Origin of the sequence: Shewanella psychropiezotolerans (assembly GCF_007197555.1) — a bacterium.
Lineage (GTDB): Bacteria > Pseudomonadota > Gammaproteobacteria > Enterobacterales > Shewanellaceae > Shewanella > Shewanella psychropiezotolerans.
In genome coordinates, this window is the sequence record NZ_CP041614.1 from 553,696 (window position 1) to 579,338 (window position 25,643).

A 25,643-nucleotide genomic window follows, 5' to 3' on the forward strand; every position below is an offset into this window, starting at 1 on the left:
TTAATCGTTATATATCAAAGGTTAGGGAAATTATGGTACCCGCTTGGAGATTAGATAACATGTGAATATCGGCACCGAGTGACTTAGCACGTTCTTTCATAATACCTAAACCGAAATGGCCTATCTGCTCGATATTCTCTGGTAGTCCAATGCCGTTGTCCCAGATCTCAAGCAGAATCTTACCATTGGCTTTTACTAATTTAACGCCCGCGTTCGAGGCTTTGGCGTGGCGGTGTATGTTAGATAACCCCTCTCTGATGATTTGCAGTAGGTGGATCTCTCTATTAGCAGTGAGTGAATGCTGCGGGAGATCTAAAGTAAATTGGATTGGGTGTTGACACTTTTCTGTGAACTCAGCAACAGTGCCTTTTAGGCTACTTTCAATAGAGGGGTCGTCTAACCTCAACCTAAAGGTAGTCAACAATTCCCTTAGTTGTATATAGGCACTATTAAGACCACTTTTGATCTCATGGATGGTGCTGTTTACTTGATCTTCAGCTACTTTTTTTTCTATCTGTCTTGTTAATAGACTCATTTTCACCTTTAAAAAGGACAGTGACTGCGCCAAAGAGTCATGTAACTCTCTTGCTATTACGGCACGTTCCTCTGAAATCAGTAGCCTATTTTCGGTGATCTTTTTCTGTTCCAATTCAATCGCTGTAGCGACAATGTCCGCCATCGCTTGTAAAAGTTGAATTTGCCATGATTCAGGTTCACTCTTCTTAGGGTATTGCCAGATAATATCTCCAAAGAAATGGCCCTGTTTCTTCAAAACAAATTGCCTTATATTCATATCCTTATGTTTAGTTTTTCTCCCGTTCACTCTGTACTCTATAAGATTGTCAATGTGGTGTTCAGTGAGCGCAATGGAGATCGTTCCATTATTGATAATGTGCTCAAGTTCATCGATTATCTGTGGGTTTATTTTTCGATATTCATAGTTAGCCAGACCTTTTGCGGCTGTGTATAGTACCTTTAAGGATAAGTTACTATGAGTAAGCTGCCTGGTCTTTAGCTCAACTCGACGTTCATATTCTTTATGAGTATCAGAAAGTTGGTCAGCCATCTGGTGAATGGTGTGAGATAGCACACCAAGCTCATTATTTTCAATTTGAGCCACTTTTAGATCAAAATTGCCTTTGCCTATCTCTGATGCAATATTGACTAACTGTTTAAGTGGACTGATGAGTGAGTTGTTTAACTTAATAAAAACAAAGATGGATATCAGCAGGATCATTAATACGTCAAAGCCCTGAATGATACTTAACAACATTAGTTTCTTCTCAGACTCCGTTTGTAACAGGCTAACAAGCTGATCAATTGTCTCAACAAATTGATCATATTCAGTTAGTTCAATCTGAGAAGTATTGTCTTTAATATTATTCCATTGAGCAATAACCCGTGTATGTTGATTAATTGTTTCCGGATTGCCGATGGTACTATTGGTTAAATAAAATAAGATATCATTTATTTTTGTATCAAATACCCTCATTTCATTCCGTAATAGGTTTGTGCCATTACTCTGGTCTGAAAGGGAGGTTCGGGACATCTTGATAACTTGCATTCTTAATGAACCGACACGATTAATATGTTCTGCATCGCCACGAAGATCGTCTGTAACAACAATAGATGCGAACATACTCAATAGGCAGGATGTAATGATAATTGCCGTATATAGGCGAGCACTAGAAACGAGTGAAGATTTTTTATTAAGCGTGTGATCTGAATTACAGTTTAATGCAGCCTGTTGCATCTTTTTAAGCCACCCATCTATTGGATAAGTGATTAGTAACATTTCGCAGGGGAAATGTGTAATTAATCTTTATACCACTTAATAGTTCATATTTTTCTCTTTCAAATCTTAAGTACACATCAATGATTTTTAATCAATATATTACAGCAACTTAATTTGTTTTCGGTGCTAATACTTTGGTAGTAGTGTTAATTATACGGCCTCAAGTAACCAATGAAAACTATGATTTAGATCAACTTGCTGTTTTCTTCCAGTGATATTTTTATGTCGATTTCAAAATATTCCATGAAGGGTGTCGATATGACATCAATGGCTATATAGCCCCCTTTATATTGGCCTAGGAATCAAGATCGTCTTGTAATTATTGGAGGAAATAATGTCGGATATAAATAAATGGGACGTTGAGGACCCCACATTTTGGGAGCGTGAAGGGAAGAAGGTGGCTAATCGCAACCTTTGGATCTCGATCCCAAGTTTGTTGTGTGGTTTTGCTGTTTGGATGTATTGGGGCATCATTACTATTCAGATGTTGAATTTAGGTTTTCCATTTGCCACATCTGAACTGTTTACCTTGATGGCTGTTGCTGGTTTGACCGGGGCAACACTGCGAATACCAAGTAGTTTCTTTATTCGTCTATGTGGTGGGCGCAATACGATTGTGTTTACCACGGCACTCCTGATGGTTCCTGCCATTGGAACTGGCATTGCGCTGCAAGATATGAATACGCCACTTTGGATTTTCCAGTTACTCGCTTTGTTATCGGGTTTTGGTGGCGGTAACTTCGCCTCATCTATGTCAAATATCAGCTTCTTTTTTCCTAAGAAGAAACAAGGTTTGGCACTTGGCTTGAATGCGGGGTTGGGTAACTTAGGTGTGACGACCATGCAGATCTTAGTGCCGCTATTTATGACTTTCGGTCTGTTCGGTGGTGAGCCGATGCAGTTGATCAACACCTCCGGAACCTTGATTGGTAAAATTCCAGCAGGTAGTGATGCGTGGATCCATAATGCCGGTTATATCTGGTTGCTATTCTTGGTCCCACTCGCCGTTGTTGGTTGGATGGGGATGAATAATATTAAAACGTCTCACGTCACACCTGAACTACCTGGTACAACGCGATCATTTGGCATCATCTCAGGCATGTTGGCTATCGGTTTTTTAACGTCGATCTTCGGCCTGTGGTTAATGTTACCGGAGAAGGTCGGTGGTTCAGGCTTTGAATTGAGCAAGTGGCTTGTATTACCCATTATTATTGCACTGACTGTTTTCCTCTTGAAGCTCATTCCTGGTCAGGTAAAACAGAGCCTTAATCATCAATACAAGATTTTTGGTAACCGCCATACCTGGGTAATGAGTGTTATCTATACCATGACGTTCGGTTCATTTATCGGATTCTCTGCAGGTTTTGGTCTGTCTATCAAAGTGATTTTTGGTTATGAGCATGTGATGGTCGACGGAGTGATGAACCACGATCTCATCAACCCCTATGGTCCAAGTGCTCTGATGTATGCTTGGATGGGCCCCTTTATTGGTGCACTTATTCGTCCTGTGGGCGGGTGGATTGCAGATAAGATGGGGGGCGCTAAAGTGACTCAGATCTGTGCGATAGTGATGGTTGCAAGTGCTGTGGGTGTTGCTTACTTTATGAAGGCTGCATACGCTTCTGCGACGCCTCAAGATTTTTTCATTCCCTTCTTAATACTTTTCCTCGTGCTGTTTGCAGCCACAGGGATCGGTAATGGTTCAACCTTCCGTACCATCTCTATGGTATTTAACAAAGAGCAGGCTGGACCTGTACTGGGTTGGACTTCCGCCATTGCTGCCTATGGTGCGTTCATCATTCCCCAAGAACTCGGTGAGCAAATTAAGTTAACTACACCTGAAAATTCCTTGTACGGATTCGCAATATTCTACGTGGTCTGCATCGTCATTAACTGGTGGTTCTATCTTCGCCCTGGGGCTGAGCATAAAAATCCTTAACATGTGTGGAATATTTTACGGGGGAGTGACTCCCCGATAAAACCATGGGTGATAACAATATCGATGACCGGTGTTTAGTGATTGGATGACGCTAATCTGGACTATCAGTCATCGTTAAACGGAGTAAATAGATGAGTAATTTTCTGGATCGCTTACAATTCTTAAAGAAGAAAACAGGCGAGTTTAGTGATGGGCACGGTGATACCACCAGTGAAAATCGCGAATGGGAAAATAGTTACCGGCAACGTTGGCAACATGACAAGATCGTGCGTTCGACCCATGGTGTTAACTGTACAGGTTCTTGTTCCTGGAAGATTTATGTTAAAAATGGTCTTGTTACCTGGGAAACTCAGCAAACTGATTACCCAAGAACACGCCCAGATCTGCCTAATCATGAGCCTCGTGGCTGTCCTCGTGGGGCAAGTTACTCTTGGTACCTCTATAGTGCCAACCGATTAAAGTACCCTAAAGTACGTAAGCCGCTTCTTAAACTGTGGCGCAAGGCGCGTATAAATCAAGATCCAGTGAATGCCTGGGCTTCTATTGTTGAAGATAAAGCTAAGACTGATTCCTATAAATCTAAGCGGGGGATGGGGGATTTATTCGTTCAAGCTGGGATGAAGTGAATGAAATTATTGCCGCAGCGAATGTCTATACGACTAAAACATTTGGTCCAGACCGTGTAGTGGGGTTCTCACCTATTCCTGCAATGTCTATGGTCTCTTACGCTGCCGGTTCTCGTTATCTTTCACTTATCGGTGGTGTGTGCTTAAGTTTCTATGATTGGTATTGCGATCTTCCGCCATCATCGCCAATGACGTGGGGTGAGCAAACTGACGTACCAGAATCTGCTGATTGGTATAATTCTAACTACATTATTGCCTGGGGTTCTAATGTCCCTCAGACGCGTACACCAGATGCTCATTTTTTCACGGAGGTTCGCTATAAAGGTGCAAAAACTGTTTCAATTACACCCGATTACGCTGAGGTTTCTAAACTGACCGATGAGTGGTTAAACCCTAAGCAAGGTACGGATGCTGCACTGGGAATGGCATTTGGTCATGTTATTCTGCGTGAGTTCCACTTAGATAATCCAAGTGAGTATTTTACTGATTATGTACGTCAATACACTGACTTCCCCATGCTTGTCGTACTTGACAAGCATGATAATAACTCACTTAAGACGACTCGTTTCCTACGTGCGTCAGATCTAGTTGATAATTTAGGTCAGGAAAATAATCCTGAGTGGAAAACTATTGCGATTGATGAGAACTCAGATGAGTTTGTTTCTCCTACTGGATCCATCGGTTACCGTTGGGGCGAGAAAGGAAAGTGGAACATTCAAGAGCGTGAAGGTAAAGAGGGTAAAGATACCAAGCTGCAACTTTCTTTGATCGGTGGCGATGTGTCAGCGGTTTCTTTCCCGCACTTTGCTGGCGACGATGCTAATAAGCATTGGGTTGCATGTGATCAAGCGTTAGTGCAGGTTCGTAATGTTCCAAGCAAGAAAGTCACAACGGCTTCAGGTGAAGAGCTTATTGTTGCAACCGTATACGATTTGATGATGGCCAACTATGGTCTTGATCGTGGATTGGGTGGCGAGAATGTTGCTTCTAGCTATGATCAAGACGTTCCAGGCACTCCGGCATGGCAGGAGAAGATAACAGGCGTATCCCGTGATAAAGTAATCAAGGTTGCACGTGAATTTGCTGATACTGCTGATAAGACTCACGGTAAGGCAATGATTATTGTTGGTGCGGCAATGAACCATTGGTATCACATGGATATGAACTACCGTGGCCTTATTAACATGGTAATGATGTGTGGTTGTGTGGGTCAGTCTGGTGGTGGTTGGTCACATTATGTTGGCCAAGAAAAACTTCGTCCACAGACCGGTTGGCAACCATTAGCGTTTGGTTTAGATTGGTCACGTCCTCCACGCCAGATGAATGGTACTTCTTTCTTCTATAACCACTCTTCACAGTGGCGTCATGAGAAAGTCAGTGTTCATGAGGTCTTATCGCCCCTAGCTGATAAGACCCAGTTCTCCGAACATATGCTTGATTACAACATCAAAGCTGAGCGTATGGGGTGGTTACCATCAGCTCCTCAGTTAAATAGAAATCCACTTCAGTTGACGAAAGATGCGGCAGCTGCAGGCATGTCTCCTAAAGATTATGCCATTGGGCAATTAAAGTCTGGCGAGCTTAAGTTTGCTTGTGAGGCTCCAGATGCTCCAGAGAACTTTCCGCGTAACATGTTTATCTGGCGTTCAAACTTACTTGGTTCATCGGGCAAGGGGCATGAATACATGCTTAAGTACCTGCTTGGTACCAAAAATGGTGTGATGAATGAGGACGTTGGTAAGAAGGATAAATTCAAGCCTGAGGAAGTTGAGTGGGTCGAAGAGGGGGCTACTGGTAAGTTAGATTTGGTTGTAACCCTTGATTTCCGTATGTCATCGACCTGTATGTATTCAGATATTATTCTTCCGACGGCTTGTTGGTATGAGAAAGATGATCTGAACACATCAGATATGCACCCATTCATTCACCCACTATCGACTGCGGTTGACCCAGCATGGGAAGCTAAATCTGATTTCGATATTTATAAAGGTATCGCAAAGGCATTCTCAGAAGTCTGTGTTGGACACTTAGGTACAGAGACTGACTTTGTCACAGTACCTATGCTGCATGACACACCTGGTGAGCTTGCCCAACCATTTGACGTTAAAGATTGGAAGAAGGGTGAGTGTGATCTGATTCCAGGTCTGACGGCGCCGAATATGGTTGTCGTTGAACGTGACTATCCAAATACTTACAAGAAGTTTACCTCATTTGGCCCGGCGCTGGATGAGCTAGGTAACGGTGGCAAGGGAATAAGCTGGAACACAGATGATGAGATCATGTTGCTCGGTGATCTTAACCATCGTAATACCGATGAAGGTATCAGTGAAGGTCGTCCAATCATTGAGTCTGCTATCGATGCCTGTGAAGTCATCTTAACTTTAGCACCGGAGACTAATGGTAACGTTGCTGTTAAAGCTTGGGCTGCACTTGGTGAATTCACTGGTATTGACCATACCCACCTTGCTAAATCTAAGCAGGAAGAGAAGATCCGCTTCCGTGATTTACAAGCTCAGCCACGTAAGATCATCTCTTCTCCAACCTGGTCTGGTCTGGAAGATGAACATGTGAGTTATACCGCTGGTTACACCAACGTTCATGAATTGGTGCCATGGAGAACCATTACTGGTCGTCAGCAGTTCTATCAAGATCATAAGTGGATGCAGGCATTTGGTGAGCAGTTCGTCTCTTACCGCCCTCCTATCGATACTAAGACTATTGAGCTTGTTAAAAACACTAAGCAAAACGGCAATAAAGAGATTGTACTTAACTGGATCACACCTCATCAGAAGTGGGGCATTCATAGTACTTACTCTGACAACTTGTTGATGTTGACACTTTCTCGTGGGGGGCCAATCATCTGGATGAGCGAGGTTGATGCGAAAGATGCGGGTATTGTGGATAACGATTGGGTTGAAGTATTCAATGCCAACGGTGCACTCGCTTGTCGTGTTGTTGTTTCACAACGTGTGAACCAAGGCATGACCATGATGTACCATGCTCAAGAGCGTATTATGAATGTACCTGGTAGTGAGATGACCGGTACTCGTGGTGGTCACCATAACTCAGTGACTCGTATTGTGATGAAACCTACTCACATGATAGGTGGATATGCACAGCAATCTTGGGGCTTCAATTATTACGGAACGGTTGGTTGTAACCGCGACGAGATGGTGGTGGTTAGAAAGATGGATAAAGTTGATTGGTTAGAGGGTTCTAATACTGATGATCTGCCGCGTCCGTTACCAACTAACCCAGATGAAGCTTAAGGAGTAGAACCATGAAAATACGTTCTCAAATAGGTATGGTGCTAAACCTTGATAAGTGTATTGGTTGCCATACTTGTTCTATTACATGTAAAAATATATGGACGTCGCGTGAAGGCGTTGAATACGCTTGGTTCAATAACGTTGAAACTAAGCCTGGTATTGGTTATCCAAAAGAGTGGGAAAATCAGGATAAATGGAATGGAGGCTGGGAAAGAAAGTCTAATGGCGATATTCAACCTCGTATAGGTGGAAAGTTTCGTGTATTAGCGAGTATCTTTGCCAACCCGAATATGCCAGAGATCGATGATTATTATGAGCCATTCGATTATGACTACCAGCATCTGCACACTGCCCCGATTGTAGAACACCAGCCAACAGCTCGTCCGCGCTCTGTCATCACAGGAAAGCGTATGGAGAAGATTGAGTGGGGGCCGAACTGGGAAGAGATCTTAGGTACTGAGTTCGAAAAGCGTAGTAAAGATAAAAACTTCGACAACATGCAGAAACAGATGTATGGCGAGTTTGAAAATACATTCATGATGTATCTTCCACGTCTTTGTGAGCACTGCCTCAACCCAGCTTGTGTTGCATCTTGTCCATCAGGTGCCATCTATAAGCGTGAAGAGGACGGTATCGTTCTTATTGACCAAGAGAAGTGTCGTGGTTGGAGAATGTGTATCTCTGGATGCCCATACAAGAAGATCTACTATAACTGGAAGTCAGGTAAGTCAGAGAAGTGTATCTTCTGCTACCCACGTATCGAAGCTGGTATGCCGACAGTTTGTGCTGAGACTTGTGTTGGCCGTATTCGTTACTTAGGTGTGCTGCTTTATGATGCTGACAAGATCAAAGAGGTGGCATCTACTCCATCTGAAAAAGATCTGTATGAGAAACAACTCGAAGTATTCCTTGACCCATTTGACCCAGTTGTAATTTCTCAGGCGCGTAAAGATGGTGTGGCAGACTCTGTAATCGAAGCTGCACAGAAGTCACCGGTATACAAGATGGCGATGGATTGGAAGTTAGCGCTTCCTTTACATCCTGAATACCGTACTTTGCCTATGGTTTGGTACATTCCAGCATTAAGCCCAATTCAGAATGCTGTTGAATCAGGTACCCTTGGCAAAGCTGGCGTTATCCCCGATGTGCGGGCCCTACGTATTCCGGTTAAATACCTTGCTAACCTTCTAACTGCGGGCGATGAAAAGCCTGTTGTCAGAGCGCTTGAGCGTCTGCTTGCAATGCGTGCTTATAAGCGTGCTGAAAACGTTGAGGGTATTGAAGATCTAGAAGTTCTGCAGCAAGCAGGTCTTACTAAGAAGCAAGCTGATGAGATGTATCGCTACCTTGCAATCGCAAACTATGAAGATCGTTACGTTATTCCAAGCGGACATCGTGAGATGAATGTACCAGAGGCTTACGGTGAGAAGAGCGGCTGTGGTTTCACGTTCGGTAATGGTTGTAGCGATGGTAGTAATGGCGTGAATATGTTCGGCGGTAAGAAGGTCGCTCGCCGTCATATTATTAAAACTGTGAGTGTGGAGGAGTAATACTGTGCTGATCCTTAAAGTTGTTTCACGTCTATTAGATTATCCAACTGAAGCGCTGTTTGGCGCTGCCGATGAAATGATAAGTGTAGTGGAGCAGTCGGATGAACTCAGTGCTCAAAGCCGTGCGGCCTTGGTGGAGTTTATCCGCCAACTGACTGCAAGGGAGTTATATGACGCTCAGGAAAGTTATGACTTACTGTTTGATCGTGGTCGTGCACTTTCTCTACTTTTGTTTGAACACGTTCACGGTGAATCCCGTGACCGTGGGCAGGCGATGGTAGATCTGATGAATGTCTATAAGTCTAATGGTTTTGAAGTTGATTCATCTCAGCTGCCAGATTATATCCCTCTGTATCTTGAGTATTTGAGTGAGAAATTGCCAGTGTATATCCAAGAGTGGTTAGGGGATATTTGTCACATTTTAACAATGTTGTCAGAGCGATTGATTGAGCGCAAGTGCCATTATAATGTGCTTCTAGATTTACTTATCGAAGTGTCCGGAGTCGAAGTCGACCGCGCAGAAATTGTTGATACAGTCAGCAAAGAGGTACGAGATGATACTGTCGAGGCAATTGATAAAGAGTGGGAAGATAAAGAGATTCGCTTTGATGATCCTATGGTTGGGGACTGCCCGAAATCAGGTATTCACCATTCGCAGAAATCACTTGATCCTAATACTGTAAATCAAGTGCCTATTAGGTGGCATGATGCCGATGCTGCGCAAGTTGCAGGATTGTAAGGAGAAATAATGTCAAATTTAAATTTTTTACTTTTTGGGATATATCCCTTTATTGCTTTAACTGTGTTGGTTGTTGGTTGCTGGATTCGATATGATCGTGAACCATATTCATGGAAAGCGGACTCAAGTCAGCTTTTAGACCAAAAAGGGTTCCGCGTAGCGAGTAACCTGTTCCATATTGGTGTCATTTTTGTTTTAGCGGGTCACTTTGTGGGTCTATTAACACCTGAGTCTGTCTATCATCATGTGATCTCTACGCCAAATAAACAGTTATTGGCAATGGTCAGTGGTGGCACATTTGGTGTTTTCTGTCTTATTGGTCTGGTCATGTTGATTAAACGTCGTTTAACTAACGCACGTGTAAGAGCCAACTCCAAGCGTTCAGATATCTTGGTATTGTGCCTGTTGCTGATACAGGTGCTACTGGGATTGATGACTATTGTTGTGTCTATGGACCACTTAGATGGTTCTGTAATGGCATTACTGGCTGATTGGGCACAGAGTCTCGTCACACTACAAGGTGTGCAAGCGGCAGAAGCGATTAATTCGGTCAATATTGTCTATAAAGTTCATATCTTAGTCGGCCTTACGTTAATCATGATCTTCCCATTCACACGTCTAGTCCATGTAATCAGTGTGCCAGTGAAGTACTTTGCACGTAACTACCAGATTGTACGTCAGCGCTAATTCGGTAACTTCTAGGGCTTACTTTACTTATATAGTGAGCCCTAATGATTAAGGTTAGCTAATCAATAATTTTGGCGAAAAAAAGCGTTTTAATTAGCTGAACAATCCAATAGAGATAGACCAATTTTTTAAACATGTCTAATGAAAAGAGTCGTAATTATGAGTTCATGTGGCGCAAGTACCCCTATAATCCCTCTAAAGAATCACTGCCTGTTATTACAGTTAACGGGGTCACCATCGAAGAGATAGCTCTTGCTAATGAGTTGCAATATCATGCCAATAGTTATTTTGATGTGGTTGTTCAGCAGGCTGGACAAACACTCGTTATTCGTCAACTCCTTATTGAACAAGCAAAAATTAAAGGTTTTGATATCTCTGAAAGCAATGAAGAATCAAACGTTCAGCGGCTACTTGAGCAGATGGTCAGTTATGATGATCCTAGCGAAGATGATTGCCTTCGTTACTTCGAGAACAATCGCCAGAAATTTGCTACCAGACCATTAATGGAAGTTGATCATATTTTATTAGCAGCCGCAAAAGACGATTTTGAAGGACGTGATGATGCTAAAACAGATTCAGAAGATATCATTGCACAACTGCAAAAAGATCCTACATTATTTGCATCACTTGCTAAGCATCATTCAGCTTGTCCCTCTAAAGAGACCGGGGGAGCGTTAGGCCAGATCAGTGCTGGTCAAACAGTGCCTGAGTTTGAGCGTCAGTTGATGTTACTGCCTGAAGGATTAGCGACAAAGGCAATCGAATCTCGTTATGGACTTCATGTTGTTAATATAGCACGTAAAATTAAAGGGGAGTCACTTGATTATGTCATGGTTGCAGATAAGATCCGTGGCTATCTGGTTCATCGTTCATCACATCTTGCGATTCAAGCCTATATACACCGTTTAGTTGAGAAGGCTGATATTTCTGGTATCCAAGTGAGATTTCTAGATGAGAATATCCATGTTTAATCACGTGTAAATATGACAGGTTCATGCTTTTACTATTTGATAAGTGGTGACTAGTTCTGCTAGTCACTACTGAGGTAAGATTAATCGTTTATGGCTAATTCGATGGGGTTTTCATCTTTGTCAAAGATGACATAGCGACCCATTCCATTGCCTGTTTCAATATCATTTACCATTTTATTTAAAAACGGCTCTGCATCTTCAGTACTTGGCGCTTGCCCCTCTTCCCCACTTAAGCTTGCAATAAAAATGAAATCCCAGTCTTTATTGATCGCGTCGGCCTCTTTAACTAATGTAGCGAAAGTGCTGATCTCTTCTGGTAACTTGTCAACACACATAACAGGTGAAATAGTTCCACGCTGATGTTTCTTGCTCTTTTTAGTATTGCTTGCTTCAGCCTTGGCGAAGAGCAGTAAAAGACGTTGTGGATTTGATTGTTCTTGTGTCATTGTTAATAGCTCTTTAAACATTTTTATCATCTTGCTTAAGCCTTAATTTAACCATAAAAAAAGTGTGGTTATTATATACCATTCGACTATGAGGGTAACTAATAAGTCGTTATCTTTAAGCCTCTGTCTTGTGGTTAATCGGCTAAGCCAACTCTATAGGGTGCCTACTGTTGTAGGGGGTTACCAAGTCGTTGATTTAAATGTAATGGCTTGCGGGTCATGCTTGGGCTGACTAAACTTTATTGAAAGTCAATTTTGGTGATGTTTTCTCAGTAATGGTGGACAGTGTGATGATTAAGAAAGGGGAAATATCTTCTCGTTTTATCAGATTTCTATGCATCAGTTTTATGTCTGTTATTTTCTTCGTTCAAATGGCGTTTTCTGCCGATGTGACTCAATTTCCTCTCAGAGAAAAATATCGTGACATTCCCACCATATCTCATCAAGACTTGTATCGGCTGTTAGACTCTACTGTGCTGGTAGATGTTAGATCAAAATATGAATTCGATACCTTACATATTAAGAATGCGGTCAATATTTCAATATCCAACGCAGGCTTTATTACCCGCTTGATGAAGATTAGAGAAAGGGACTCAAGACCCATAGTGTTTTATTGTAATGGCATCACTTGCGCAAAATCCTATAAGGCCTGTGATAAGGCAGTTAAGTTCGGCATCAAAGATGTGTCGACGTTTGACTTAGGGATCTTTGGTTGGACTAAGGCACACCCGGATGCGGCAGTCTTATTAGGTGAGAGCCCGGTTTCCTTGGATAAGTTAATCGATGATGATTTGCGTCAGGCTCACCTGCTTCCGCCCGCTGATTTTGTTGCAGCAATAGGCAAAAAGGTCATGGTGATAGATATCAGGGAACACTTTCAACGGGATGTGATCATATTGACTAAAGTCACCCGCGTCGCTTCATCTGACAAAATTATAGGCTTAATTAAGAAAGCGAAAAAGGATGGGTTAACCTTACTCATCTATGACGCAGTAGGTAAGCAAACCCGCTGGTTACAGTATTTACTTGAGAAGGAGGGGATGAAGAATTACTTTTTTATGGCTGGAGGTTTGAAGGGCTACCTAGAGGCTAACTTAGGCCCTTCAGAATATGACTAAATCTAGCCCCGAGCTGAATTTCAAAGTGAGCTTAATCAAACAGTTCATCGAGTCGATAGTATTGCAGCTTAGGCTCGTCATTATTATCTACACTCGCTACTTGTTGAAGTGCAATTTGGCACATCTTAACGGCGACCTGTTTACCTGTTATTGGACGGTACTTACTCAATACCGGAAGTCGGCATATTAAGGGAAGCAAGCTTGCGCCTAGTTTCTCTCCAAATCTAAAATCTTGACGATTGCCCAACAGCAGGGAAGGTTGAATAATGCTGATCCGCGTAAAGCCTAGTTCAGCCACCTTAGCTTCTAATTCGCCTTTCATTCTTAGGTAGGCACTTGAACTGTTAGGCTTAGCCCCACTGGATGAGACTAATAGATAGTGCTTTATCCCATTGGTTCGAGCTAATTTGGCAGCTCGATGTTGATAGTCGACATCGACCTGTCTTTGTCGTTCGATTGAACCTGCCTGCTTTAATGTGGTGCCTAAACAGGAGAAGATAATATCGGCTTTGAAGGCTGATGAATATTGCTCTAGTCGGTCGAATTCCACCACACAATTAATGATTTTATCCGAACTGTATTCTATGGGGCGGCGAGTTACCGCAGTCACCTTTTCTATATCGGCTGACTGGCTTAGTAGCTCGACAAGCTCACGACCTACTACTCCGGTTGCGCCTATAACTAGTGCGGTATGTCCCATTATTATTTCAGCCTGTTATCTTCAACTTTATTTATCATACGCTAACTCTCAAGATCTGCGAATAGAGAGAGGAGTGGTCTAAGCTTCTGTTTCTGAATGATAGTGGTGGCTAATTTTCTGGAGTGTTCCTGGAGAAATCGAGGGGAAATCCCGACGTTGATAATACTCAAGGTAAGTATCGGTAAATATCTTGCTACGACTTACCTTGTCCAGTTGCGTGACGAGCTGCCAGCCAGAGCTATTTTGACGTAAACAGCACTGGCTATATTGCCCTATGACATGGGTGAGATCTGTTCCTCGGGCGATTAAGGCCCTGTCAACTTCGGCAAAGTAGGCGGCTCCCGACCAATATACTCGGGTAAAGGCACCTCTGTTCCACATATCATCAGACACATCACTGAGCCTTCCTGGATGTGAGCGGGTTCTTGCTTTACCCCGGTCAAAGCCATCTTTCATGCGAGCTTCATATTGGCTTAGATCTATTACTTTAGCGCCTAGCATGGTCAGATATTGCATATAGGTGGCAAAGCCTTCGTTTAACCAAAATGAGGGGTGTCAAGATAAGGCAGATAAAGGTGGGACAGCTCATGATACAGGGTCCAGTCATCGACAAATTCCTGCAAGGATGCATTGGCATCAACCTGAAGCTTCACTTTAGTCGGTGAGCCGCGATCCACTTGCGCAAAAGGTACAGGTTCTCGGGCATATCTCTTTCTTACGACCTCTATGGTCAGCGAGTCCATAGGGATAGGTGAAAGCGTCTGTTCAACCGCATCGATACCTTGAGTGATCCATAGGTTTACCGTTTTGGCTTGCTGCTTCGATAATCCACTATGCTTGATATCGAGCTGGGTTGCATGGCTGAGCTCGAGAGCTGAAATAACAAAGCAGATGAATCCGACGGCGATAGGCAATAGTACCCGATAGGGGATCTGTGGTGCCGTTGGCTTCATATGGACGTTTCCTGAATGATGGAGTCAATCTTAACTTAAGATATTTAAGCGCTTTTATCAGGTGTTTGAGTGTTACAAAGGATGAATAGTCAGCTTTTATTGAGCTAACAGAGCCAGTCCTGTGGGGATGGCAGCTGGAATCAAACAGAGGAAATTCAAGGCTGGCAGCTCTGTGGAATAGGAGTTGTAGTTGGCAGTCGGCATAAAATAATCTGTAACAATTAGCTCACCTGTATCACTCGAGATTAATTGGACATTACTGTACTAATACCAATCGATATTATCAGTAACCTGATGCCCGTTAATCATGATAGCTAAATCCAATATCTGCTTACTCTGAATATAAAGGAATGATGATGAGAATCTCTGCTCTAGCTCTCTTGCTGGCAACAAGCTTTACCGCAACGTCTGTGCTTGCCACGCCACTGTCCATGTTGGATCTCAATAAACTGATGGTGAGCAGGGCGCCCTGCTAAAGATAAGGCCCGCGATGAGGCACGTAAGCCTGCCGAGGTGATGCATTTTTCTGGAGTGGAACAGGGAGATAAGGTACTGGATCTGTTCGCCGGTGGCGGTTGGTACTCTGAGTTATTTTCGATGGCCGTAGGCAGTAAAGGCAAGGTATACGCGCAAAATGATAGCGTGATTTGGCGCTTCGCCGAGAAGGGATTACCGAGCGGACTAAGGCTAACCGTCTGTCCAATGTTACTCGTCTGGATAAGATAGATATTGCTGATATGGACATTCCAGCAAAGAGCATAGATATCGCCTTTACGGCACTGAATTATCATGACCTTTTCTTCACCTATAACATAGATGAGAAAACGGGTGAGAGAACAGAGTTTCGCGAGCAGGCAGTCGATCATAAGGCTGCGCTGGCTAAGATAAAGGCATCGATGAAAGATGATGGTGTATTTATTATTATCGATCATGAAGCCATCAGAGGTTCAGGCTATGATGCGCCAAATTCAGTGCATAGGATTGACTCGAATATCGTCAGGTATCAGATGGCCGAAGCTGGCTTTAAGCTGGTCGAGGAGGCCTTTTACTTAAGAAATCCTAACGACAATAAGTCGATCAATGTGTTCGAGAAAGAGACACGGGTAAGACTGACAGATTTATCTATAAATTCGTGAAAAAAGCGCAGTGATAATTTAGACGCAGGCTTTGGACATTGTCGGATAACAAGTTGCTTAAATATCTGTTGAGTTCGGTTCATTGGGCGACTTTGATGTTTGGCTAGTTGATTGAAGATCGCAACTTTAATTTTATCTATCACCTGCCGTGGGTGCTGTATATGGATATACGAATGTCGTGAAGGCATGGATGCCTAAGAGCGACCTTAAGTGCAAAAACTTCTGTGACACGGCGTAAATATATCCCTATAGCCTCGGCCGTGACATCCTTGTCACGGACGGTCACAGCCGCGTTTACACCTGAATGTTTGCTTCTTCGATTTGAATTTTACTGGCCTGTGATTACCGAGGGAGACTGACGGATTAATTACCGTGGGACTTTGTCGTTTTACACTATCGATATTAGTCCATTAATATCACTTTCACTAAGGTGTTTTTTCTAATGCCTCTGCACGCTCGATCCGTAACACCTTAGTATTCAGTTTTTCTCTTACCCAGATGTTTCTGATTGTAGAGTGACTGATTGATATATTGTACCTTTTCATCATTTCACCGCTGATATGGATTTGGGTCAGGTGGGGTTTTTCTAACGTTAAGGTGATGATTTTATCCTCAGTATCTTGGTCTATACGATTGGTATGACGAGGGATGCCATACATCCTTTTGAGCGCCAGAGGTCCCTGAGTTTCAAGCAGCCGTCGATTATTGTAGATACTTTCCCTAGAGCAACCACTGATCCGAGCCGCTTCAGATAAGTTACCTAGCGCTTCTGCAAGTTTGATGGCATCGAGTTTTCTCTGCACTTCCTCTCCATATTCCGTGAGCTTGCTCGGCTCCTTGATTTCAGAGATGGCGAGCTTACGATCGGCAAAATAAGCGGCGAAGTCGCCATCTAACTGCTTTCGTATTTCAACTTTCTGGTTCACGATTGAATGCCTTAAGGGGAGTCTATCGTGTACATGGTGTTGCTGAAACTGAAGGTATGATCGCGCCGGATTTTTCTATATTCCTTTTGGATGCAGATCGCATCAAGGTCGATATACTTAGGAACGGGTTTGAATTCTGAGCGGATATTCTTTGCGTTGACGGTAAGTTTCGGCAACCAGTAATCTGGAATGAAAACGTTTTGAAGGTAATCATTGGCACTGTCCATATCCGCTATTTCTGCCAGACGAAGCTCAGGAACCAAGCGGTCTTGGAAGGTATCGAACGCTCGTTCAACCCGCCCTTTACCTTGAGGAGAGTTAGCAAAAATAATCTCTATCCCAAGCTCCTTACAGGCCCTTTGCATTTGTGAGAAGTTACAACGCTTCGGTCCACCAAAGATGCCCGCTCTATCGACGTAAAGCGTCTTAAACAGCCCTCGCTTCTTGATATAGGCTTTCATGACCTTCATACAACCAACGGTGGTCTCGGACGGGAAGAACTCGGCATGAATATCGCTGGTCGCATCGTCGATAATGGTGATTAAGCAAGACTTATTATCACCGAACCACAGGTGTGGACTGCCATCCATTTGCAGCATTAATCCCGCAGACTCCATCCGCTCACGCCTTCTTCTCACTTTTGAACGGCGATGCTTCGCTCGTTTCACATGGTGAATATCATGAGCCCAAGAGCGAAGAGTCTCACGCTTAACTTGAATACTTTCCACCACCTCTAACATGTCAGCCAAATGCTGTAGGTTGAAGTCGTAGTATTTTTCTTTAATGAGTGACTGAACTTGTCTTTTCAATGTGCCAGGGATCTTGTTGGCAGGGGCTCTCCCCGTATTGCCATGGACAACAAAACGAATGCCATCTTTTTTGTATCGACTGAGATAGCGTTCAATGGTTCGACGGGACTTATTGAGCAGTTTTGAGGCGTTAAGAATGCTGATTTTGCCTTGAGCAACCTTAGCAATCACATCAACAGTAAGTTGGGATTGAGAATCCATAATGATCATCCTTAGTAACCTCTGAAAAGCTCACAGTGGCAATCAGAGAACTACTAAAAGTTAGATCCGTCAATTTCCCTTGGTAATTATTAAAAACGACAAAGTCGCTTGGTAGTTAAGGTACGACAAAGTCCCTTGGTGATCACATTTGAATTTTTACTGGCCATTAACTCGTTTGTGGACAAAAGTTAGTTAGTGCTTAAGCTCTAAAATTTACGATTCACATTATCATAAGTAATGACTATCTTAAGAAACGGGATTGTACTCACTAAGGATGGATGGATCGCAGTTCATCTACAACCAGAAAAAAAGTTTAGGTTAGGCGTTCTAGATGAACCGCCCTCGGCAATATGCTCCTGCGTTGCTCTACCTCCTGAATCTATTCAGTCGTGTGCGGAGCCGCATGCAGGGTGGTGTGGGGGCTGGAGGTTAGAGACCTCCAGCTACCCGATTAAGTGCGATCTAAAGAATACCACGAAGTTTTTTAGATAAATAATCAAGATTTATCTCTGATATCAATGTTGCAAAAGGAGCTCTGCCCAAATGTTTAGGGTACAAATCTTCGCGTAACTCTCCAACTTTGAAGGCAGGAATATCTGCCTGTTGAAGCATCGAAATAACCTTTAATGCATGATTATGATATTTTATTTCATTCAGCTTTCTCGCTGATGCACCTTTAGGTTTCCCCCACCCCAAGACAGCAAAGTCCACAGTATTTAATAACAAAGAAATTCTCTCAAAATTCAATTCACTTTGTTGTTGGTGCAACTCCAATTCAGATGAGTAAGTTTCATAAAGAGGATATAAGTTTACGATAATAACTTCTTTGACTTCCCGGCGCTCGTTATAGATTCTGGTCAGTACATTATTAATAGTACTATCTGATACTAAATTATTTGCAGTTGCTGGATTCATCATGACTACAAGTGCAATTTGAGTACCCGTTCTCACATATGGAATTCTAATCGAATACCGAAAATCATTATTTCCAGATGAATTGCCATCAACCACGATATCGTCTTTTTCACGATATCTTTATAACTTGTCATTTTATGATGACTCCAAATTATTAACGTAAGCACTTAACACCGCACTAAGTGGATTAAAACAGTTGGTTATAATTTGTGAGGCACGAACAAAATCAACTGTTTTTGTCCGTTTAAGCAATTTATTAGCTGATTTTAATTGCGAGATGAACGCACACACAGTCATATTGGTTACAGCCAGAGCATCGGATCATATGCTCATCCCAACCTTTAAGGGGAGTAACTATTGTATATATTTTCACTATTGACTTCCTTTTACTTTAATTAATCTTCATCATCAGAGTCTTGGAACCAAGCTGGTTCATCACTATAACCACTTTCATCACAAGCACTGCAACCATTACCACTACAGCTTTCACATTCATCCACTTTATTACCTCATTTTTTATTACAGGGAAAACTTAATGTATATGCAAATCAGCCAACGCTCTGTTAAAGTCTGAGCCACGCAATACAAAAGCCGCTGTAAACCGTCTTAAACACTGAACTAAACGCATTGCGAATTGATCGGGGGTTTACCTAATTTCTTGCCTAATACTGTAATAGGCATCATTTACTGGTTTAAATACCATACCCAACTCACCATTTAATAGAGAGTGAATATGTTCTAAAATACGAGCTTTTACATTGTCACCATTTTCAGGATGTTCCCAAGCTTTATAGGGAAGGGAGCAGTTATCTCGAATATCAATATACGTCGCGTTGATTCTTATCACTTCGCTATACCATGAAATGTTACCGACCCGAGAACTTCGTTTTAGATAATTAATACAAGCATCCCCAAACACCTTAATTAACTCTTTCTCTCTAGATAAAAGCAGGACTTTATCAAGACTTTTTAAACTATTCGCAAAACTATCAGAGGCTTCACGCTCAGCCAAAGCTGTCAACCGACGTCCCTCTAAGAATTTAGATAACTCTTTATTAGGATCTTCATCATTCTCAATACAGTTTTTAGCCGCTAAAAATCCTGCCATATAATCTTTATGGATTAGAGTCATTTGATTATAAAGAGGCTCTATGTGCTCTTCCAAAATCTCACCACGCTTATCGTTAAACCCAGAAATAATGTTACTGAAAAAATAGGTAACATTTTTCATGGCCTCAGAAACAGAAGCTATAGTATTTGCGTCCATATTAAATTTTCCCCATTCGACTTTACGTCTTAGTATTTATGCGTTGCACTGCTTGCAAGGCACAAATCGCTTGCTAGACTTGGCCACTGCCTAGTCCAGGTTAATTGGTTTGCTTTTTTGATGCTGACTTTGGGGTGTGGAGCAGGTATAGGGCATAAATTCGTTATTGCTTAAGCTCTAATGCGTCATTACCATTTCCTATCTGCGGCTAATTATACAGTTAACTACTCTCATGTAAATGATGGTGTGCTTTTCATTTGCTATGACTTAGCATCTTGATAATCGAGTTGTAACCTATGAGAAAATATATGGGAAATGGGTAGGATATATGTGTAACTAAATGTTGATGCTAAAACATAATGGGGCACAAACGTGCCACTCGAATACTTAAGTTTGCCTGTAGATATTCATGAGAACGGAATACTGATTATGGGGAAGTTTTAGATAATTTTTTCTATACCAACATGAGTCAACTTTAAATTAACGACCAATTGTACTGTACTTGGCTGCTACAAAGTATTTCAAAGGCACATTGTCAGCTGGGACATTTCGAACAAATGTATCCTGTTGTGATCATCCACAAGTCCCTCAATCCGTTCGAATATTACATTTCTCTGGTTACATGGATAATAGGTGACCCACCATTGACAATTTGGCCTGACAATCTTGTTTACATAGTCAAAGTAAGTTTGATCAATTTCAGTTAAAGAATGACCTAGGATTATCACTCTATCAATATCTGATAAAGACTGTAGGAACGCGCTAGAAGCTTTGATACAAGCAGCTGTGTCCTTGTAACTCTTTTTAAAATATTCATGAGCTTCACGAACAGCACACTCGTAATCAGGTGAGTAAGAATCAGAGTGTGCTTCCCTCGCTTCTTCAGAGAGTATGGATATATCAATTTGGGGCTGGGGATTGTATTCAGAATCCTCCATACCATGCCCTATAACAATTGGAGCTTCTTGGCTATTCAGTTTGCCATGAATGTAACAAATATGGTCTGGAGATATGTTATAAATCCGCTCAAGGGTGTTGGTGTAGTTGAAACATAGAAAACGAGCATTAGTATCGAGCTTCAATATATTATTTTGCTCAACAGCCTGAATTTCAGCCAATGATAAATACCCGCTCAAATCAGCTCGAAGTCCGTTGGTAAGCACGTCAATGGCATTTTCGACCTCATAAACAAATTGATTTTCATGAGGGTCATCATCATAATATTCGCTAGCATGTTCAATGAGTTCATCGACATCAAAATTAGCAAGATTTATCTCTAGCTGCTCCCAGTGTTCATACAAATTCTGTTCAGCTAACATCATAAAAACACCATTTTCATATAAGCGATGAAAGGAACTATATTTGGAATAGTTACGAAAACCTTTTAATTATGTGGACAAGCCATGATGCAAATCAAATCCATTGCCAATGACGTAGAGTGTACTCATGCTGGTATCATCCTGCCTTGCGAAGTTTAGGGAAGTAGCCCATAGGTTAGAAAATAGATCGCTAATTACTTTGTCGCATTACGAAAATTTGGTCAATGTTCTTATGCTCGAAATAACCAAAATCATGTAGCTAACTCGGAACGGGGCAATAACGTCTTGGGTTATCACTCTAAGACGTACCCGAACAATAACGATTGCCCCTGATTAAGTTGGGCCACTGGTGTACTAGCTACTGTAGAGTTTTTATATTACAGTTAACTGTTAATAGAATACTTCCAGAGCCCACTTAACTAATGCAGATTTATTTTTAATTGGTTTTGATGAAAACTCTAAAATATTTTGCCCATCAACATTACCAGTGATTAGCATCCCGCCCTTATCAACAGTCCAGTAACTTGTACTTTGCACTGCTGTTATTTGGCCATTCTCTTCTTTAGTGGTGAAATCGCGAGAATTCAATTTGTTATTCCTTTGCCATGTCATTGTGTAAGTTGAATATTCAATCAAAAAAATAAGGTTAGATCAACTGGTCATACTTAGCTTGTTATGTGCCGATTACCACCTATTTATCGTCGTTTTCCAATATAGGTTGATCGTCCTGCGGCTGATTACCATCTACTCCTACTTTTTTCAATCGTTTCTCTTCCTTCTTTTTCTTTTTTGCTATTTCTTTCTGGCGCTTTTCTAAACTGTAATTTTGCTTAGCCATTGATATTATCCTCTACATAAATTCGGGGTTATAGCCTTTAGAATACGGTATTTTGCAACCGATTGCGCTCTTCATAGCATCGTAAGTGCCCACGGTCGTGATAGTGTACAGAGCAATAAGGAATGTACACAGTTCCTCAGGCTCGTGAGCCATGTGCTTAGAAAATCGCATGAGATCCTTGGCGAACCTGGATTTAGCTGCTGGTCAAATTGATATATTTATACGAAACCAACCAAAATCCCGATTGCAAAAATTGGCCAATACCATACATCGTTCATAAATCTGTCTAGAAGACAAAAGTAGATTGCCGCAAAAACAAATGAGATAGTAGCCCCAATAAGACTACCAACAAATCCTGCACCAAAAAGAAGAGACAGAACAAGGAATATTGATGTGTAAATACCTGCATAAAGGAAGGGTTTCTCATTCTGTTCAAGTAATTTTGCAAGTCCGAATATAATTAATATTTTTAGAATAAATATCATTTTTAAATTGTCACATCCATCTCTATTTAACTTTGTATACACGCCTTGTGCGTTTTTAATCACCTGAATCTACTCTGTTTTTTATTATCACTCAATAGTAAATCGTGAACTGAATACGCAAAAATCGGTAGATATCCGCAAAAAGCCAATAATACTGTATATAAACACAAGCACAGGTTAACTAAAGAGTTGTCGCTAAACAGAAAGAATTACTTCTTTAACTGATGAGAAAAAGTATTGCAAAGAGTTGAGTGCTGTTTTGGGCGAATTGCAGGTACTAACTCGCATCGGTCGGATAAGCGGCACCTGTTACCAGGTGCCGCTCTCCTAAGAACCGTACGTGCAACTTTCACTGCATACGGCTCAAGCCTCCACTAAGGCGTACTATGTTACCCGGTAACCACAGGGGTTACCTTTGCAATACTCACTTGAAGCTTTGATACTTTCTGCTCTGTGACTTTCCTATCGAAGGATTGTCATTGAGCAAGCAAGGAGAGGCACTAACTTCATTTGAAGTCATCATTTGCGTTTCTCCATCAACAAAGTTCTTCAAACTTTCTTGCAACGGGAGACCAGCTGGAAGTGGGCTCACTTTTGTGCCAGACACAAGGTCTGTATCTGCATCATTACAATGCAGCTTTGGCTTTCTCCAGCCTCCTTTACCTGCACCACTATCGGCTATCTTCACAGATAACTTTCCCAATGGGAGTGATACAGGCTTACCGTGTTCCGTATGTCGCGCAATGTCAGGTTAGATGCCCACTCTAGTGCGGAGAGCTTTACAACCACGAAAGAGCATTGCCCAATCTCTTTCCTACTCTCGTTGCCATTTTGGCCACAGCGTATAAACCACTTCCGCTGCTTCTCATATAACGCACCTTACATGGATTCACATATGTTCATCATACTGACTCCCTAGCACTTACCCGACTTGTGGTTATCAGGAAGAACGTCCTCTCACGATTCTGTTCCCATTCGGTATAAAACCAAATTTCGTTACATTGTCTGGCTCGCTACTTTATTCAGAGCCATAGGGTCATCTGGTGATACAGATGGTTCACTCAAAAGCGGTGAACAGCGCTTCATACGACTTCACGTCGCACGGGCATAAGTGAGTTACGGAACACTAGCCATAACCACAATCGAAGAGAGAAATAACCGAGTGTAGGTGCGGCTGCGGACTTCGGCTTCAAGGATGAAGCCGCAGAGCGTATAGGGATATATTCACAGCGCGCCGCAGAAGTAGCTGCACATTCCTCGCCGGACAGGCGTTTGGTTACATTGAAGGTACGACCTTCAATCACAAATCCCAATACGAATTAAGCCAAGTGAATCGAACAAAAAATGTAATCAGTCTTCATTCGAAGGCTAACTAACTTTGGGGCATTTCTGAGTTAGCTGCTCAACCAATAAAACCCAAATCGAAGAGAAACCTTTCTTGTGAATCAGCCAGGTGTAGATGCGGCTACGAGCTTCCAAAACAAGGATGTTTTGGTAGAGCCTCCATGGACGGATTGACGGCGTTTCGTAGAAGTATCTGCACTTAAGCACGCTGCAGGCGATAGATAACCATGAAGGAACGATCTTCAAACACACTCCCCAATATCAACTCAGCCAGAAGCTAAAAACAGAAAATGTATTAAGCCTTCATTCGAAGGCTAGCTAACTTTGGGGTACAAATGGTTCAAAATCCCCAGTCTTCCTCCTTTATTTTTGGCATATCTTGATGGCATTGATAGCATTGTAACTGCTGAGATTCATAATAGTTATGGTCCTCATCGCTGCCGCCTTTGTAGGCTATTACTCCCTCAGGAAGTTGATGAGCTATGCCCTTGTGGCAATCGATACAGGTCTTATCTCGTTTCTGTGCATGCTGATGAACCAGACCGCTGCGACTCTGTTGAGCCGTGATATCCATTGCATCAAAGTTATGACAATTACGGCACTCCCTCGAGTTTGTCTGCTTCATACTTGCCCATACTCTTTCTGCCAGCACTTTACGCTTTGCGGTAAACTTCTCAGTGGTGTCGATAGAGCCTATCAGTTTATGAAATAGCTCTCTTGATGCGTTAATTTTTCTGACCATCATGTACTCCCACTCCTTTGGGACATGGCAGTCAGGGCATGTAGCGCGAACTCCGGTACGATTTTGATAGTGAACCGTCTGCTGATATTCCGGATAGATGTTATCTTTCATCTCGTGGCAGCTGATACAGAAGCTCATTTTGTTAGTCTCCTCCAGTACGGTATTGAAGGCACCCCAATAGATCACGCCAATAAACATAAAGAAGACAGCGACTCCCACAGTGCTGCCGAAGATTATCTTTCTGTTGAGTATCTTCCTATAGAGGCTTAGCATCATCAATCCTTGGTTTATGGAGCTCAGCATCGTCATCAAGCTTGGTGATGGTCAGGTAGGGGATATATTGCCGATCGTTGCCTTTGATATGGTTCATTAACCAAGATTGTAGGAATTGGAGAATATGATCGAGTGCAACATCGGGATCGCTGCGGTACTCCTTCATATATAACTCTATTTCATCGATCATCTGTTGATGTTGAAGCTGGTGCTCCTTTAATCCAGGGTACTGATTGAGCGCCATCAACTGCTCTTCACGATTAAAGTGGTATTTGGTGTAACGGATCACTTCATCTAGTGCTAACTGTACCTTGCGCTCTGAAATATTAAATTCAGTGGCCTCTTGAAATATATTGGTCAGCATGATGAGTCGCTTATGGTCATGGTCAATAAGCGCTATGCCTGTAGCCATGCTGTCTTGCCATACCAGTTGTTTTTTCTTAAGCAACTTGTCATGAATAATACCGATAGTGACCAAGACGCCAATGACAATCCAGGGCAGTGGGTGACCAAAGCCCAGCATGAAACTTAGGATGACAATGATAAGTAGCGCCATGATCAGAATTGACAGAAGAAACATGTTAATAGTCCTACT

At 42.2% G+C, this 25,643-nt stretch carries 21 protein-coding genes and 3 pseudogenes; 9 read left to right on the forward strand and 15 right to left on the reverse strand.

Annotated elements, in window-relative coordinates; genetic code table 11:
* Window positions 1-7: 7 nt before the first annotated feature.
* A complete protein-coding gene (locus FM037_RS02405; RefSeq protein WP_144044692.1) occupies window positions 8-1,753 on the reverse strand; it encodes a histidine kinase in 1,746 nt (581 codons plus the stop codon).
* Window positions 1,754-2,129: 376 nt separating this feature from the next.
* Here FM037_RS02405 and FM037_RS02410 point away from each other — a divergent pair, with 376 nt between their 5' ends.
* From FM037_RS02410 to FM037_RS02435, 6 genes and pseudogenes are all read left to right on the forward strand, one after another.
* Window positions 2,130-3,734, forward strand: a complete 1,605-nt coding sequence (locus FM037_RS02410) for an MFS transporter (RefSeq protein WP_144044693.1) — start codon at window positions 2,130-2,132, stop codon at window positions 3,732-3,734.
* A 131-nt stretch (window positions 3,735-3,865) separates the two neighbouring features.
* Window positions 3,866-7,629 (forward strand): annotated as a pseudogene (locus FM037_RS02415) (nitrate reductase subunit alpha).
* An 11-nt stretch (window positions 7,630-7,640) separates the two neighbouring features.
* Complete coding sequence (narH, locus tag FM037_RS02420) at window positions 7,641-9,179, forward strand: nitrate reductase subunit beta (RefSeq protein ID WP_144044694.1); 1,539 nt, start codon at window positions 7,641-7,643, stop codon at window positions 9,177-9,179.
* A gap of 4 nt (window positions 9,180-9,183) precedes the next feature.
* Window positions 9,184-9,918 (forward strand): nitrate reductase molybdenum cofactor assembly chaperone, encoded by a 735-nt coding sequence (narJ, locus tag FM037_RS02425; protein WP_144044695.1) that lies wholly within the window; start codon window positions 9,184-9,186, stop codon window positions 9,916-9,918.
* A gap of 9 nt (window positions 9,919-9,927) precedes the next feature.
* Window positions 9,928-10,605: a respiratory nitrate reductase subunit gamma gene (gene narI / locus FM037_RS02430; RefSeq protein WP_144044696.1), complete on the forward strand. Its 678-nt coding sequence runs from the start codon at window positions 9,928-9,930 to the stop codon at window positions 10,603-10,605.
* A gap of 134 nt (window positions 10,606-10,739) precedes the next feature.
* Window positions 10,740-11,576, forward strand: coding sequence for a peptidylprolyl isomerase (locus tag FM037_RS02435; protein ID WP_229381054.1), 837 nt, complete (start codon window positions 10,740-10,742; stop codon window positions 11,574-11,576).
* A gap of 80 nt (window positions 11,577-11,656) precedes the next feature.
* On the opposite strand, the gene FM037_RS02440 is transcribed toward FM037_RS02435, so the two are convergent.
* A complete protein-coding gene (locus FM037_RS02440; RefSeq protein ID WP_144044697.1) occupies window positions 11,657-12,052 on the reverse strand; it encodes a ribonucleotide reductase subunit alpha in 396 nt (131 codons plus the stop codon).
* Between the two features lie 260 nt (window positions 12,053-12,312).
* Here FM037_RS02440 and FM037_RS02445 point away from each other — a divergent pair, with 260 nt between their 5' ends.
* Window positions 12,313-13,140 (forward strand): rhodanese-like domain-containing protein, encoded by an 828-nt coding sequence (locus FM037_RS02445; RefSeq protein ID WP_229381206.1) that lies wholly within the window; start codon window positions 12,313-12,315, stop codon window positions 13,138-13,140.
* Window positions 13,141-13,171: 31 nt separating this feature from the next.
* On the opposite strand, the gene FM037_RS02450 is transcribed toward FM037_RS02445, so the two are convergent.
* The 3 genes from FM037_RS02450 to FM037_RS02460 all read right to left on the reverse strand — a co-directional run bounded on the left by FM037_RS02450 (window position 13,172) and on the right by FM037_RS02460 (window position 14,793).
* On the reverse strand, window positions 13,172-13,840 hold the full coding sequence (locus FM037_RS02450) for an NAD(P)H-binding protein (RefSeq protein WP_144044699.1): 669 nt from the start codon (window positions 13,838-13,840) through the stop codon (window positions 13,172-13,174).
* A gap of 78 nt (window positions 13,841-13,918) precedes the next feature.
* A complete protein-coding gene (locus FM037_RS02455) occupies window positions 13,919-14,356 on the reverse strand; it encodes a hypothetical protein (protein WP_144044700.1) in 438 nt (145 codons plus the stop codon).
* Between the two features lie 20 nt (window positions 14,357-14,376).
* Window positions 14,377-14,793 carry a hypothetical protein gene (locus tag FM037_RS02460; RefSeq protein WP_144044701.1) on the reverse strand — a complete coding sequence of 139 codons (417 nt, stop codon included), beginning with the start codon at window positions 14,791-14,793 and terminating at the stop codon, window positions 14,377-14,379.
* Window positions 14,794-15,309: 516 nt separating this feature from the next.
* Here FM037_RS02460 and FM037_RS28990 point away from each other — a divergent pair.
* Window positions 15,310-15,519 (forward strand): hypothetical protein, encoded by a 210-nt coding sequence (locus tag FM037_RS28990; RefSeq protein ID WP_229381055.1) that lies wholly within the window; start codon window positions 15,310-15,312, stop codon window positions 15,517-15,519.
* Window positions 15,441-15,929 (forward strand): hypothetical protein, encoded by a 489-nt coding sequence (locus tag FM037_RS28995; RefSeq protein WP_229381056.1) that lies wholly within the window; start codon window positions 15,441-15,443, stop codon window positions 15,927-15,929. The genes FM037_RS28990 and FM037_RS28995 overlap by 79 nt, the downstream gene beginning before the upstream one ends.
* 425 nt (window positions 15,930-16,354) lie before the next feature.
* On the opposite strand, the pseudogene FM037_RS02470 reads toward FM037_RS28995, so the two are convergent.
* The 10 genes and pseudogenes from FM037_RS02470 to FM037_RS02510 all read right to left on the reverse strand — a co-directional run bounded on the left by FM037_RS02470 (window position 16,355) and on the right by FM037_RS02510 (window position 25,628).
* Window positions 16,355-17,874, reverse strand: a pseudogene (locus tag FM037_RS02470) (ISNCY family transposase).
* A 453-nt stretch (window positions 17,875-18,327) separates the two neighbouring features.
* Entirely contained in the window at window positions 18,328-18,876 is a 549-nt protein-coding gene (locus tag FM037_RS02475) for a DUF1643 domain-containing protein (RefSeq protein WP_185976941.1), read from the reverse strand.
* Between the two features lie 550 nt (window positions 18,877-19,426).
* Complete coding sequence (locus FM037_RS02480; protein ID WP_144044703.1) at window positions 19,427-20,047, reverse strand: hypothetical protein; 621 nt, start codon at window positions 20,045-20,047, stop codon at window positions 19,427-19,429.
* Window positions 20,048-20,568: 521 nt separating this feature from the next.
* A pseudogene (locus FM037_RS02485) lies at window positions 20,569-21,414 on the reverse strand (AbiH family protein); the annotation flags it as partial.
* 342 nt (window positions 21,415-21,756) lie between these two features.
* Entirely contained in the window at window positions 21,757-21,954 is a 198-nt protein-coding gene (locus FM037_RS02490; protein WP_144044704.1) for a hypothetical protein, read from the reverse strand.
* A 103-nt stretch (window positions 21,955-22,057) separates the two neighbouring features.
* Window positions 22,058-22,204, reverse strand: a complete 147-nt coding sequence (locus FM037_RS28385) for a hypothetical protein (protein WP_185976942.1) — start codon at window positions 22,202-22,204, stop codon at window positions 22,058-22,060.
* Window positions 22,205-22,422: 218 nt separating this feature from the next.
* Entirely contained in the window at window positions 22,423-22,752 is a 330-nt protein-coding gene (locus FM037_RS02495) for a hypothetical protein (protein ID WP_144044705.1), read from the reverse strand.
* A gap of 361 nt (window positions 22,753-23,113) precedes the next feature.
* Complete coding sequence (locus tag FM037_RS02500) at window positions 23,114-23,377, reverse strand: hypothetical protein (protein WP_185976943.1); 264 nt, start codon at window positions 23,375-23,377, stop codon at window positions 23,114-23,116.
* 996 nt (window positions 23,378-24,373) lie between these two features.
* Window positions 24,374-25,051: a NapC/NirT family cytochrome c gene (locus FM037_RS02505; protein ID WP_229381058.1), complete on the reverse strand. Its 678-nt coding sequence runs from the start codon at window positions 25,049-25,051 to the stop codon at window positions 24,374-24,376.
* The gene (locus FM037_RS02510; RefSeq protein ID WP_185976944.1) at window positions 25,032-25,628 is read right to left on the reverse strand and encodes a bacteriohemerythrin; all 597 of its coding nucleotides are present in this window, start codon (window positions 25,626-25,628) and stop codon (window positions 25,032-25,034) included. Before FM037_RS02510 ends, FM037_RS02505 begins: the two co-directional genes overlap by 20 nt.
* Window positions 25,629-25,643: the final 15 nt, after the last annotated feature.

Excerpts from the sequence above, each read along its gene's own strand:
- narH (WP_144044694.1), top strand. The coding sequence starts at position 7,641 with ATGAAAATACGTTCTCAAATAGGTATGGTGCTAAACCTTGATAAGTGT.
- FM037_RS02505 (WP_229381058.1), bottom strand. The coding sequence starts at position 25,051 with ATGATGCTAAGCCTCTATAGGAAGATACTCAACAGAAAGATAATCTTC.
- FM037_RS02445 (WP_229381206.1), top strand. The coding sequence starts at position 12,313 with ATGATTAAGAAAGGGGAAATATCTTCTCGTTTTATCAGATTTCTATGC.
- FM037_RS02440 (WP_144044697.1), bottom strand. The coding sequence starts at position 12,052 with ATGATAAAAATGTTTAAAGAGCTATTAACAATGACACAAGAACAATCA.
- FM037_RS02435 (WP_229381054.1), top strand. The coding sequence starts at position 10,740 with ATGTCTAATGAAAAGAGTCGTAATTATGAGTTCATGTGGCGCAAGTAC.
- FM037_RS02510 (WP_185976944.1), bottom strand. The coding sequence starts at position 25,628 with ATGTTTCTTCTGTCAATTCTGATCATGGCGCTACTTATCATTGTCATC.
- narI (WP_144044696.1), top strand. The coding sequence starts at position 9,928 with ATGTCAAATTTAAATTTTTTACTTTTTGGGATATATCCCTTTATTGCT.
- FM037_RS02405 (WP_144044692.1), bottom strand. The coding sequence starts at position 1,753 with ATGCAACAGGCTGCATTAAACTGTAATTCAGATCACACGCTTAATAAA.
- FM037_RS02460 (WP_144044701.1), bottom strand. The coding sequence starts at position 14,793 with ATGAAGCCAACGGCACCACAGATCCCCTATCGGGTACTATTGCCTATC.
- FM037_RS02450 (WP_144044699.1), bottom strand. The coding sequence starts at position 13,840 with ATGGGACATACCGCACTAGTTATAGGCGCAACCGGAGTAGTAGGTCGT.
- FM037_RS02410 (WP_144044693.1), top strand. The coding sequence starts at position 2,130 with ATGTCGGATATAAATAAATGGGACGTTGAGGACCCCACATTTTGGGAG.
- FM037_RS02480 (WP_144044703.1), bottom strand. The coding sequence starts at position 20,047 with ATGGACGCAAATACTATAGCTTCTGTTTCTGAGGCCATGAAAAATGTT.
- FM037_RS02455 (WP_144044700.1), bottom strand. The coding sequence starts at position 14,356 with ATGCAATATCTGACCATGCTAGGCGCTAAAGTAATAGATCTAAGCCAA.
- FM037_RS28385 (WP_185976942.1), bottom strand. The coding sequence starts at position 22,204 with ATGGCTAAGCAAAATTACAGTTTAGAAAAGCGCCAGAAAGAAATAGCA.
- FM037_RS28990 (WP_229381055.1), top strand. The coding sequence starts at position 15,310 with ATGCATTTTTCTGGAGTGGAACAGGGAGATAAGGTACTGGATCTGTTC.